General features: G+C 56.1%; 6 protein-coding genes. 5 read left to right on the top strand and 1 reads right to left on the bottom strand.

Translation table 11 applies throughout. The annotated features are described in order from the left end of the window. Positions 1 to 25: 25 nt before the first annotated feature. The 4 genes from BMW31_RS04435 to BMW31_RS04420 all read left to right on the top strand — a co-directional run bounded on the left by BMW31_RS04435 (position 26) and on the right by BMW31_RS04420 (position 7,805). A complete protein-coding gene (locus tag BMW31_RS04435) occupies positions 26 to 1,696 on the top strand; it encodes a RagB/SusD family nutrient uptake outer membrane protein (protein ID WP_091821623.1) in 1,671 nt (556 codons plus the stop codon). Between the two features lie 30 nt (positions 1,697 to 1,726). After that, positions 1,727 to 2,479, top strand: a complete 753-nt coding sequence (locus BMW31_RS04430) for a hypothetical protein (protein WP_091821801.1) — start codon at positions 1,727 to 1,729, stop codon at positions 2,477 to 2,479. An 825-nt stretch (positions 2,480 to 3,304) separates the two neighbouring features. Beyond that, positions 3,305 to 6,364, top strand: a complete 3,060-nt coding sequence (locus tag BMW31_RS04425) for a SusC/RagA family TonB-linked outer membrane protein (protein WP_255404816.1) — start codon at positions 3,305 to 3,307, stop codon at positions 6,362 to 6,364. Positions 6,365 to 6,386: 22 nt separating this feature from the next. After that, the gene (locus BMW31_RS04420; RefSeq protein ID WP_091821617.1) at positions 6,387 to 7,805 is read left to right on the top strand and encodes a RagB/SusD family nutrient uptake outer membrane protein; all 1,419 of its coding nucleotides are present in this window, start codon (positions 6,387 to 6,389) and stop codon (positions 7,803 to 7,805) included. A gap of 874 nt (positions 7,806 to 8,679) precedes the next feature. Here BMW31_RS04420 and BMW31_RS04410 read toward each other — a convergent pair. Continuing rightward, positions 8,680 to 11,904 carry a S41 family peptidase gene (locus BMW31_RS04410; protein ID WP_091821611.1) on the bottom strand — a complete coding sequence of 1,075 codons (3,225 nt, stop codon included), beginning with the start codon at positions 11,902 to 11,904 and terminating at the stop codon, positions 8,680 to 8,682. A gap of 104 nt (positions 11,905 to 12,008) precedes the next feature. Here BMW31_RS04410 and BMW31_RS04405 point away from each other — a divergent pair, with 104 nt between their 5' ends. After that, on the top strand, positions 12,009 to 13,229 hold the full coding sequence (locus BMW31_RS04405; protein WP_091821797.1) for an SGNH/GDSL hydrolase family protein: 1,221 nt from the start codon (positions 12,009 to 12,011) through the stop codon (positions 13,227 to 13,229). Positions 13,230 to 13,439 lie beyond the last annotated feature (210 nt).

Genomic DNA, 13,439 nt, shown 5'->3' with positions numbered 1-13,439 from the left:
TCATCACTACAATCAGGACAAGAATATGAACAAGATATTTTCAGCAATCGTCATTGCGGGCCTCGGTTCCGGCATGCTCTCAGGCTGTATTGAAGAGGTTACGCCGCAGAACGGATACCCCTCTTTGGAGCAGGTTGCCAACGCTCCGGGCTCTTTTGATAACTTAGTAGCCAACCTGACGGGCAACCTCAGCGGCAAGCGACTTTACTCCCCGGCCGACAATAGGGCGTGGGATTATGGCTACACCTCCCTCTTTCTCACCCGCGATGTGGAGGGGCAGGATGTTGTTCCCGTAGGAGGAGCCAACCAGTACACCTACTGGTATCAGTCCGTACGGTACATGGCAGCCGGGTATAGCATTACTCAGTTGCCCTGGACCTACTACTACGGCTGGATTAACGACTGCAACGTAGTTATCAAGAACGCCGGAGCTACCGACTATGCAGAGCCCCAGGAGGGAAGAAAAGTGGGCGCCGGAATAGCTTATGCCATGCGGGCCATGTACTATCTCGACTTGGCCAGGATGTATGCTTCAAAGCCTTACGGCGAAGATCACAATGCCCTAACCACCATCAAGGCCGACGAACTGCGCACTGCTGATGAGGCCATGCACCAGGAACGCATGACATGGGGCGAGGCGTTCGACTTCATTCTCAAGGATCTTGACTACGCCGAGCAGTATCTGGCCAGCTATAAAAGGACCGATAAGTACACGCCCGACCTGAGCGTTGTGTACGGGCTCAAGGCCCGCACCTACCTGGAAAAGCAAGACTGGGCCAAAGCCGAGGAGTATGCTAAAAAGGCCCAACAGGGCTACACCATGATAAGTCGCGACGAATACCTGAGCCGTGACAACGGGTTTAATACGCCCAACAGCTCCTGGATGTTCGCAACGCAGTTCAAACCTACCGACCCCAACATCCTGACCAACGACGGCGATGACTCCTGGGGAGCCGCCATGATACCGGAGAACGGCTTCGGATGCGGCTATGCCAGCAACTACGGAGGCCTGATGGTGATAGACCGACACCTCTTCGAGACCATTCCCGAGACCGACTTCCGTAAGATGTGCTGGGTTGATTTCAAGCTCGACGACATGTCGAAGGCCGATGCCATCAATGCCCTGAAGGCCTATTCCAACTATCCCGAACGTCTTTACGCGGGCGGAGTGGAGAATGCCAACTACGGATTAGGTGGCTACTGCGTGAAGTTCCGCAATGCAGCAGGCAAGGCCGACGTGAAGTACGACGCCTGGTGCGTGTCGGTTCCGCTCATGCGGATAGAAGAGATGAAGCTCATCGAGGCCGAGGCCGCCGGCATGCAGGATGAGGCCCGCGGCCGCCAGTTGCTCGAAGCGTTTGCCAAGACGCGTGACCCACAGTACATGTACGGCCAGCACAACGAGCCCTATTACAACAACCAGACCTCTGCCTTCCAGAATGAAGTGTGGTGGCAGCGCCGCGTCGAGCTGTGGGGTGAGGGCTTTGCTACTTACGATATCAAGCGTCTCAACAAGGGCATCATACGCAGCTATGCCGGCACCAACCACCTGGAGAGTGCCCGCTGGAACACCAACACGCTGCCCAACTGGATGGTGTGGACGTTCATCAGTACCGAGTCGGATTACAACGGCGGCATGACGCAGAACCCGGACCCCGTACAACCCGCGGAAGACTCGCCCGAATTTAAATGGTAAATGCAGTATCACATAAAGAAAAGCAAGTATATGAAAAAGACTATAGAATATCTGGCTGCATCTCTCTGCTCACTCTTGCTGCTCACAGGATGCACCGACGAACAGGGTACCGAGCCCGGAGGCGACTCTGCACCCATGGCTACCGTCTACCAGTACACGGCAGGCGAGGGCTACAATGCCGACAACGACTGCCTGATACGCGTAGCTACAAACGCTGCGGCCAGGGAAACCTACTACCTTGCAGAGCTCAAGAGTGCCAAGGAGGAGCACAAGATGGACGAGGCGCAGTATGCCGACTACGTGGTTAAAAACGGCACCAAGATAGACGTTTCGCCCTCCGACTACAAAGACCTCTATGTTACCAACCTCCACGGTATGTACGTTATCACGGTGGTAGCGACCAACGGCAGCGCCCGCTCCTCGCAGTCGGTGGAGTTCGCCGGCCTGGATTACAAGCCTTTCGGCACCGGAACGTACGTCTGCGACTTCCTGGGCTTTGCCGATGAGGTCAGCATTGAGTACTCCGAAGTTGGCAACCGCTACCGCATTAGCAGCGTATGGACCGAGGGATACGGCTTCTCCTTTAGTCCTTCGGGCGACAAGGTGACCGTTTACCCCACGCAGATGGAGACCGGATACGTACACCCCACCTACGGCATGGTTAGCGTATCAGACCAAGGCAGCACCTACGACGAGGCCTCCAAGACCTTTACCTTTACTTTTAAGTGGACCGTAGCAGCAGGCAGCTACGGCAATTATGCCGACGTGCTCACACTCAAATAGCACGCTGTCGCGACATGCAACATTCCGGCTCCATGCCAGGGAGAAATCCAAGGCATGGGGCCGTTTTCGTTTCCCGCCTTTTCCGGCCGCCCGGGAGCTGCCCCGCAGCAAGCCGGCATGCTGGCTTTCCCTCTTTTTCCGGCCACACAGCTCCATTGCCGGTCTGCCGGTCGTGTTTCCAAGTGCGCGCCAATCTGTTTGTCGCAGGGCACCCGCCAGCGTGCCGAAAGCATGCTTCGGGAACTTTCGACAAGTGTCGCACGATTATTCGACACTTGTCGTACGATTATTCGACACTTGTCGAAAGTTGTGAAAGATGGCTTTTCGTACCCGTATAGCAGGCAGATGAGGCGCTTGGGGCGGTGGGTTCAGGAGTCAGGTCTTGCCGGTGGCGGTGGCCGGCGGTGTGTTACCTCGTAGATATAGATGTGCAGCCGGTCTACTAACAAATGTAAACGGAGCGGGCGAGAGGTTTCAGTTTTCTTTTTTCGGGGTGCGAGATATGACAGTTTTAAAGGATAACGGGTGCATAATCTTTCACTTTCTACATCGAAAAAGGACTGCAATTGTTAAATAGTATTTAATATCGAGCGGTTTTAATTAATTTTGTTGCATCATTGGTAAATAAGCATTAATTTTGTAACCTGTTAGTAAAGATTGAAACAAAGGGTAACTGCCAGCATTGTGTAAGCAAAAAACGTGAAAACGTAACGGCGTGCCAGCGAGAATTGCTTTAGGTTAGCGGGAATGCTTGCAGCGTGGCAACAGCACCCGATTAGCAAATAGGAATAAAACATTATTATATATTTTAAAGAGAGAGATTTTATGGAAAAAAGACTTATGACATTTTTGGCTTGCCTGTTCCTGAGCTTAGGAATGGCGCTGGCTCAGACCAGGGTGTCCGGTACCGTTGTGTCTCAAGAAGACGGAGAACCCGTTGTGGGGGCCTCCGTCCGCGTTGAGGGCACCAATACTGGTACGGTTACCGATGTTGACGGCCGCTTTTCGCTGTCGGCACCTGCCGGCAGTAAGCTGACCATCTCCTACATCGGCATGGTTTCGCAAACCGTTACGGCGGCTCCGAACATGACCGTTCGCCTGGTTTCTGACAACAAGGTGCTGGACGAGGTGATGGTAGTGGCCTACGGTACAACCACCAAGGCCTCGTTTACTGGTTCGGCCGAGAGCCTGAAGGACAGAGACTTCTCGGCAGAGAAAGGTTCACTCGTCAAGTCGCTCGACGGTAAGATGGCCGGTGTGCGCGTGGGCTCATCCATCGGAGACCCGGGTGCCAACCAGAGCATCTCTATCCGTGGTATCGGCTCCATCAACGGTTCAACACAGCCGCTGTACGTGGTAGACGGTGTTGCACTGACCGACAGCCCTGCCGACATGACATCAGAAATCCGACAGCTGTCGGTACTCTCGTCGCTCAACCCGAACGACATCGAGAGCATGACGGTGCTGAAGGATGCCGCAGCTGCATCACTCTACGGCTCTCGTGCTGCCAACGGCGTGGTTATTATCACCACTAAATCGGGCAAATCGGGCAAGACCCGCGTTACTTACGATGGCTCGGTAGGCTGGACAGGCATTGCCAAACCGTCGGCACTCGAGGCTATGAACGCCTCGGAACTCAAGGAGTATTACACTTATGCACTCAAGGGCTACTTCCAGTACAGGGAAGGCATGGATGCCGCTGCTGCCATGGAGGCCGCCAAGGCCGAAATTCCCAACGGCTGGTTCCGCGACTATGAAGGCACTACTGATACCGACTGGTACAAGGAAGTGTACCGCCACGGCTTCACGACCGACCACCAGTTGAGCATCAACGGCGGCAGCGACAAGACCAAGTTCTTTGTAAGCATGGGCTACAACAACGTGAAGGGAGTGGTTCGCGGTACCGACTTCAACCGCTACAGCGGCCGCATCAACCTGGACCATCAGGTAAACGACTGGTTCAAGATAAGCGCCAAGCAGATGGTTTCGTTCACTGATTCGAAGGGAATACGTGACCAGGGAGACCAGGCTCAGGGCTTCGGCACCACCGCTCCTATGTCTATCCTCTTCTCCATGGACCCAACGGCTACCGTGAAGCTGGAGGACGGCTCCTATAACCCTGACGCCGCATTCAGCGGAAGCAAGATTTCGAACCCGCACCTCATGCTCGGACAGATGACCGGCGACTATGCCGAGACCATCAACTCCGAGATTGTGCGCAGCCTGAGCAACCTGACAGCCGAGGTGAAGCTGCCTTACAACTTCCTCGTTCGCGAGATATTCGGCTTCGACTACGTTGACAACAAGACGCGTGAGTTCTGGTCGCCCAGCAGCGTTAACGGCGAATCCGTCCATGGTATGGGCGAGCGCTGGGGCTTTACCAACAAGACGCTCACCTCATCTACCACACTCAACTATGCCAACGTATGGGGTAAGCACAACTTCGACGCCCTCTTAGGCTACGAGGTTGAGAAGAAGAACCTGCTCGGCCAGTACCTGCAGTCGCACAACTACGCTACAGCCAAGCTGCCGGAGCTCTCCAACGGCGTGGCTTCAGGCAGCGGCAGCTACACTTACGAGGCCAACATGCTCTCCTGGTTGGGCCGTGCAAACTACAACTATGACAACAAGTACTACGCTTCTCTGAGCTTCCGCCGCGACGGTTCTTCCCGTCTGGGCAAGGACAACCGCTGGTCAAACTTCTGGTCGGTATCAGGTGCGTGGCGTATCAGTGGCGAGGAGTTCCTCAAGGACAGCCAACTCTTCTCCGACTTGAAGGTTCGCGCCAGCTACGGAACCAACGGCAACCTGCCTACTGACTACTACGGCTACATGGGAACCTATGCCACAACGGGCGCGTACGGCTCCGATCCCGCCATCTTCTGGGCCAATCGCGAGAACGCCAAGTTAGGTTGGGAGAAGTCGTCGAACTTCAACGTGGGCTTTGACTGGACCCTTTACCACAAGGTAACGCTTACAGTTGAGTACTACAACAAGCTCACCAAGGACCTGCTCTTTATGACTCCGACCTCTTACGTGACCGGTTTCGGCAGCCAGTGGCAGAACCTGGGCCGCTTGAAGAACAGCGGCGTGGAGTTTACTGTCAGCTCTCAGAACTTCCGCAACAAGGACTTTTCATGGGATACCGACTTCAATCTCACCTGGCAAAGCGTCAAGGTAGACAAGCTCCCCAATGGAGACGACGTGCAGTACGGCGATGGCAACATGTATCTTCTGCGTGAAGGAGAGTCTATGCACACGTTCTTCCTGCCCAAATTCAAGGGAGTGAACAGCGAGACAGGTCTGGGTGAGTTCTGGATAGACCCAGAAGATGAGTCCAAGGGCGTAACCAACTACTACTCTCGTGCCGGCAAGACAATCGTTGGCAAGGCAGTACCTGATGTGCTCGGTGGTATCACCAACCGCTTTACTTACAAGGACTTCGACCTCTCGTTTATGATTTCGTACCAGTTCGGAGCCGATATGTTCGACTATCCCGGCTACTTCCTCACCTTTAGTGATGGTGTGCGCGTGGGCAATTTCAACGTATCAAAGAGCGTAGTGGGCAAGTACTGGAAGCAGCCGGGCGACAAGGCAGAGTTCCCGCAGCCCATTTATGCCAACCCGTTCCGTTCCGACCGCTTCTCTTCTCGTGAGATTCGTTCGACCGACAACATCCGTGTTCGCGACTTCACGTTGGGTTACACCGTTCCCGTATCGAAGAACTACATCCAGAACCTGCGCGTTTACTTCCGTGCAACCAATCCTTTCATGATTTACTGTGCTACGAAGGACGTGGATCCTGATGTGGATATCAACGGCTACCGCCAGACGGATACCCCGGCAACGCGCGCCTTCCAGTTCGGTGTAAACTTAACTTTCTAATTTTAAACAGAACATACAGAATATGAAAAAGATATTTTTATTCATGGGATTTGCTGCCGGCATCTTGCTCACTTCGTGCAGCGGCTTCCTCGATACGGAACCTTCCGTTGAATTGAAGGACGATGACGCCATCACTACCGTGCAGGATCTGCAGAACGCAGTGAACGGTGTAGCCTACCGACTGATAGACTACGACAACGGCGTACGCTTCTCCTACACCTCGGAGTTCGGTATTTATGCCGACATACTGACCAACGACTTCAAGGTTGGTGTGGACATGGGACAGACCACGGCCATATCAAACTACCTGGTAACCCAGAACGACAACTACCCCAAGTTTGGCTACAACTATTACTACGGGGCACTGGGAAACGTGAACAAGAGCCTCTCCTACGTGCCGCAGGTAGAGGGTGATGAGGCCGAAATCAATGACCTCAAGGGCCAGCTCCTCACCTGGCGCGCCCTGCTTCACTTCGACCTGGCCCGCATGTTCTGCCACATACCCGCCTCGGTGCAGGATGTTAACGCCGAAAACACGGGCCTGGTGCTCGCCGACCAGGTTTATCCCGCCGACTACAAGGGCAAACGCAGCACGCTGAAGGCAACCTACGACTTCATCATCAAGGACCTCACGGACGCCATGCCCCTGCTCTCAAAGAGCGTGAAGCTGGGTTCGATGAACTACTGGGTGGCCCTCTCGCTCCGTGCACGTGCCTATCTGTACGCCGGCGACTATGCTAACGCCCTCAAGGACGCACAGGAAGTAATCAACAGCAACGTTTACAAGCTCTATACCATCGCCGACTATCCCGGCGTTTGGGATAAGGAAGGAACCAGCGAGGCCATCTTCGAGCTCCGCGTGAACGACAACCACAACAACGACCGCTACTCCGTGGGCTACTACAACAGCCCCGACGGCTATGCCGAGTGTGTGTTCAACGAGAAGAGCCCCTTGTTCCTGTACCTCAGCAATGCTGCCAACAACGACGTGCGCAGCCAGCTCGTGAACGACCAGACCTCACACCCCGACGTGCCCGGTTACTACTCCGGCAAGTATCCCGGCCGCGGTGGAAGCGTCTATGTGAACAACTTTAAGATTGTGCGCCTCTCGGAACTCTACCTCATTGCAGCCGAGGCAGCCTTCCACCTCAACGGTGGAGCAGCCGCAGCTCCGTTCATCAACCAGCTCCGACAGAACCGCATAACCGGTTATACGGATGTATCGAGCGTTACACTGGACGATATTCTCTTCGAATACGAGAAGGAGTTCTTCACCGAAAACCAGATAGCTTTCGCTTACTGGCGCAACAAGCGCAGCGTGACCTCCAGAGGCGGCACCGAAGTTAAGTACAACGACGACCGCACCATCTTGCCAATTCCGCAGCGCGAGATTGACTTCAGTGGCAAGGATGTTCTCATCCAGAACCCCGGCTACGAATAAGCAAGCATCATAAAATCAAGGCCTCTACCCACCGGTAGGGGCCTTTTTTGTTTCCTCCGCACCTCACCGCCGGCCCTCCCCATCGCCCGTTGTCCTCCCGTTCCCAAGGAATGGAACCGCTGGCGCATGCTCCCTGCCGGTTGGCTGCTGGTTTTTAAAGACAGAGTAACAGCGTGTTTTTTCTGCTGCTGCATGCTCCCTGCCGGTTAGCTGCTGGTTTTTAAAGACAGAGTAACAGAGTATTTTTTCTGCTGCTGCAAGTTTGCTGCATAGCGGGAGCGAGCAAGCAACGATTTGCAAAAGGGCAAACCGGTATCCTCCCCTTGGAAAGGGGAGGCGGAGGAGGGGATGACCGGGGAGCCAACCTCTACCCTCGTAACCTGTGAATTGTGAATTATGAATTGTGAATTAGTAGCCTGCAGCCTGCAAAATCATCCCCTCCTAACCTCCCCTTTCTAAGGGAAGGAACCGCTGGCGCCCACAAGCAGACCCCAATTACCTACTTTTATAAATATAGCAAAAGGGCAAACCGGTATCCTCCCCTTGGAAAGGGGAGGCGGAGGAGGGGATGATGAACGGCACAAAAGGCTCCCTCCGCCAACTCTAATTACAAGCAGCTGATAGTCAATTACTTACAAATAAAATGGCAAAAGGTGTCATTCAAGCCTCTTGAATGGCATGTTCAAGGACCTTGAAGGTATCGTTCAAGAGGCTTGAAGCATACCTTTTATGCTGCCGATGGTTTCTAAGGAAGTTGCAACAGCGTATTTTTTGCCAAAGCAAAGGCTTGCATTTGATGGTTCGCTTGCCCTGCCTTGCTGCCAAAAAAAATACCCCGGACGCGGTGCCCGGGGTAGTAATGGTGTGGCGGAGGTTACTTTCGGAGCATCTCCTCCACGGCTTTTTGCAGCTGGCGGTCGGTTCCCGAGAGGTAATCTTCGGGCGAGTTGTAAACCTCGATGTCGGGATTAAGCTGCTGGTTCTCGCCGTAGTGGCCGCGCATGTCACGGCAGCCAACCTGCGGAATGCCGAATATCATACTGCTGTCGATGAGCGTTTCCCACCACACTGCCGTCATGGTGCCGGCCACGGGGGTGCCTATGAGCTTGCCGATGCCCAGTTCCTTGTACACAAAGGGGAAGCCGTGGCCGTTGCTGTAGTCGTCTTCGCAAATCATGACGCACGAGGGTTTCACCCATTTATTCCACGGGTCGTAGCCTATGTACTTGCCATGAGCCACGAAACTCTGGTACTGTCGGCCGCCCAAGAGTGTGGTTAGGTCGTCGTGCAGCCATCCTCCGCCGTTGTGTCGCTCGTCTACTATCACGGCTTCTCGCTGCCTGTTACGGTCGCTCAGCAGCTCACTGAACACGGTGCGGAAGCTCTCGCTGTCCATTGCCTTTACGTGCACGTAGGCCAGCCGGCCGCCGGAGAGGCTGTCAACGGTTGCGCGGTTGCGGTCAACCCACCGTTTGTAGAGCAGTTCCAGCTGTTCGGCTTTGCTGATGGCCTTTACGGTCACGTCGAACCTACGGCCGCTCTTGGGGTCGTAGATGCTCACTCTGACGGGCTTGCCGGCCTTTCCGTCGAGCAGGTAAGAGTAATCCTTGTCCTTTGAGAGTGCCTCGCCGTCAATCTTCTCGATGATGCAGCCGGCCCTGACGCCCGTGTTGCGCACGGCGAAAGGCCCGCGCTTGATGACTTCCTCTATCTGGAGGCCGTCGCCGTTGTACTGCGACTGGAAGAACAGACCTAAGCAGGCAGTCTTCAGCTTGGGCCCTTCGGGGTAGTAGCGGGCGCCCGTATGCGAGCCGTTGAGCTCGCCCAGCAGCTCGCTGAGCATGTCGCGGAAGTCGTAACGGTTGTTGATGTAGGGCAAGAAGCGCTCATACGTCTGCCTGTAACCATCCCAGTCAACGCCGTGCAGCTGCGGGTCGTAGAACTTGTCCTTCACCTGCTGCCAGGCGTGGCTGAACATGTAGCGTCGTTCCTCGTAAGGTCGGTAGTTGAAGCGGGCCTCGTATTCCACGTTCTTAGCCGACCCCTTGGCCACGTCAACCTTCTTGATGCCGCCGCTGGTGTTCACGTACAGCGTCTTAAAGTCTTTGTCGGCCAGCATCTCTCCGGCCCCTACGTTCTTGAGAACTATCTCGGTCTTGTTCTCTCTCAGGTCGTGTCGCCACAGGTCGTAGCCGCCTTCAAAGGCCGCCTGATAGTAAAGTGAGTCGCCGCCGGGGCTGAGCAGGAAGTCGCCCAGGCGCGAGGAGTTGACCGTGAGGCGCACGATGCGGTCGCGGCAGTTGTCGAGGTCGAACTTCAGAGGTTCCTTATCGGCCTTCGGCTTGTCCTTCTTCGGCTTCTTGTCCTTCTTTTCCGTGTCCTTGTCTTTGGCCTCCTTGGCCTCTTCCTTCTTCTTTTCGGCCATGCGTTCCTTCTCCTCCTTGGTCATTTTGAAGTGCTCGTAAGCGTCCAGGTCGAAGAACATGAGGTAGGCGTCGCGCTCGCTTCCCCAGCTTCCATGGCTGCGGTAGCCGGCCCGGTCGCTCTCAAAGAGCATGGCCTTGCCGCCGAGCACCCACTTTGCATTGCCGTCGTTGTAGCCGCTCTGGGTGAGGTTATGGATTTCGCCGCTGCCCGATGCGCTCACCAGGGCAATGTCGGCATTGTTCCATCCGCCGCTACCGATGTAGGAGGAGAGCAGCCATCGGCTGTCCGGACTCCACTCGTACCACACGTCGCCGTCGCTGTAGGAGAAGATGTACTTGCCGTCCATCACCGTTCTTACGGCCTTGCTCTTCACGTCAACCACACGTAACGTGCCCCTGTTCTCCAGGAACGCCACGCTCTTACCGTTGGGGCTGTACTTGGGTTGCAGCGAGGTAAGGGCCGAGGTTACCAGCTGTTCCTCCACCAAGTCGGTGGAGTAGGCGAACTCCTTCTCGTCTTTGAGCTTGATGCTTGTCTGGTATATCTGCCACAATCCGTTACGTTCGGAGGCATAGACGATGGCCCTTCCGTCGGGCGAAAAGTCGATGCTGCGCTCCTGCTCGGGCGTGTCGGTAATCTGCTTGGTGGTCTTGTAGTCGGCCGAAGTAACGTAAACATCGCCGTGCAGCACGAAGGCAATCTCCTTGCCACTGGGCGACAGCTTGATTTCCGTTGCCCCGCTGGTCAGCGTCTGGCGGTCCAGTTCGGTGTCGGTGCGGTCGGTCGTCACGCTGACGTGCACCTTCTGCGGTTGCTGACCGGGGCTTAGGGTGTAGATTTCGCCATCATATCCGAAGCACAGCGTGCTGTTGCGGGCGGCCGTGAGGAAGCGTACCGGGTTGCCCTTGAAGTGCGTGAGCTGCTCTTTTAGGCTGCCGTCGAGGCTGCGGCGGTACACGTTGAAGGTGCCGTCTTCCTCGCTCAGGTAGCAGAAAGCATTGCCGTCGGCCGTCCAAACGGGCGTGCGGTCCTCGCCGTCGAAGCTGGTCAGCCGGCTGAACTTGCCCTGCCGGCAGAGCCAGATGTCGCGTGTGATGGGCGAGCGGTGGTGCTTTCGGAACTCGTCTTCATAGCCTTTCTTGTCGTGATAGAGGATATCGCCGTCGCTGCTGATGCTCAAGTCCTCCATTGTTATGTCCGAGAACTTGCGCGGCCGGCCGCCTTCAGCGCCCACCTCGTATATCTGTGGGAACTGTGCACTGGCAAACAGGGCCGTCCGGGCATCGGGCATGAGGCTTGCCTTAAAGAGTATGTGGCCGTTGTCTCGCCATGTCAGGGGCGTTTCGTCGCCGCTGTCGTAGGTCAGCCGGCGTGGAGCGCCGCCCGTCTTGTCCATCACGTAGACGTCAAGACTGCCCTCCCGGCTCGACATGAAGGCAATCCGCTGCCCGTCGGGGCTCCACACCGGGCGCGCGTCGTAGGCCGCGTTGGTGGTCAGTTGGCGGGCACTGCCGCCCGCAACGGGCACGGTGAAGATGTCGCCCTTGTAGGAGAAAGCGATGGTCTGGCCGTCGGGAGCGATGGCGCTGTACCGCATCCACAGCGGATTCTCTTGCGCCCCGGCCGACAGCCAGCCTGCAAGCGCAAGTGTAAGAAGCGTAAATCGGTTCATTGTATCAGTATAGTTGGTTGTTTTCTCAAAGTTTTTGCAAATATAGCAAATATATTACGGGGTTTGAAAAGATGTGTGTACTTTTGCACGACAAACATGAGATTATGCGCCGAATACTTGCAGCATTTATACTATTTTATACCTTGGCCGTGCCCGCACAGCGCCTGCCGCGCCTCGGCCGGGCAACTACTTACGACAACTGGACGGGCACCTGGGCCGCCGCCCAGCAGACCCCGGTACGCAGCTACATGCCTTACAACAACGAGATGACCAACCGCAGCGTGCGCCAAATCATCAAGGTATCGGCCGGGGGCAGCATTGTGAGGCTGCACCTCTCCAACGAACTCAGCCGCGATACGCTGCGCATACGCTCCGTGTACATAGCCCACGCCAAGGATTCCTTTACCATCGACCCCAAGTCGGCCGAGTACCTGCGCTTCAGTAACCGCCAACGCGTAACGCTGCCCCCCGGCAGCGCCGTGGTTTCCGATGCCGAGCGCTTCGACCTCAGGCCCAATGAGCTGCTGGCCGTAACCATCAACTACAGCGAGGCTCCCAAGCAACCCACCGTTCACATGGGCTCACGTACCACCTCCTACATCCTCAAAGGCTACTCCGGACCGCACACCGACTTCGCCCGCTCGTTCCGTTACGAGAAGTGGTTCAACATCGCCGCCCTCGACGTTTACCGCACCGGCGGCCGCAGCGTGGCCATACTCGGCAACTCGATTACCGACGGCAAGGGGTCTGATACCGACCGCCAGAACCGCTGGCCCGACGTGATGTCAGGCGTGCTCAACTCGCCCCGCGAGCATACTGATGTGGGTGTGCTCAACCTGGGCATAGGTAACAACCGCGTGCTCACCACAGGCTACGGCGCACCGGGCAAGGATCGGTTCGACCGAGACATACTGGGACAGAGCGGAGTGAGGTACATCATCGTCTTTGAGGGCATCAACGACATCGGCGTGAGCACCGACGGCCGCACCACGGCGCGCCAGCTCATCGAGCAGTACAAGCTCATGGTGGCCAAGGCTCACGCCCGCCGGCTGCGCATCTACGGCGCGACCATCACCCCGATGAAGGGCGCCGGCTACTTTACACCCGACCATGAGGCCGGCCGGGAGATGGTGAACGAATGGATAAGAACGAGCGGCGAGTTTGACGGTGTTATCGACTTCGACCGCCTGATGGCCGACCCGGCCGACCGGCAGGCCCTCCGCCCCGAGTGGAGACTGCCCGACTGCCTGCATCCCAACGCCTTGGGATACGAGCAGATGGGCCGCTACGCCGCCGAATTCCTGCTGCGCGAGCTGCGCAAATAGGCAGGGGCGCGGGTGCGATTTTTATGGTTCGGGTTGCTGATTGGTAACTTGCAGTAATTCAATTAATTACAATTGGTGTCCTCGGAGATGCCATTCAAGCCGCTCGGAGGTGCCGTTCAAGCCGCTTGAAGCTATCCTTCAAGGCCCTTGAACCTATGCTTTTGTTTTTCGTGCCCATGCGTTCGGTGAAGAGGAAGGGTAAAAAATAGC

The sequence above is a fragment of the Prevotella sp. kh1p2 genome, from assembly GCF_900111525.1.
Classification (GTDB): domain Bacteria; phylum Bacteroidota; class Bacteroidia; order Bacteroidales; family Bacteroidaceae; genus Prevotella.
The sequence above is the reverse complement of the archived record's forward strand: the minus strand, read 5'-3'. Positions and strand labels throughout refer to the sequence as shown.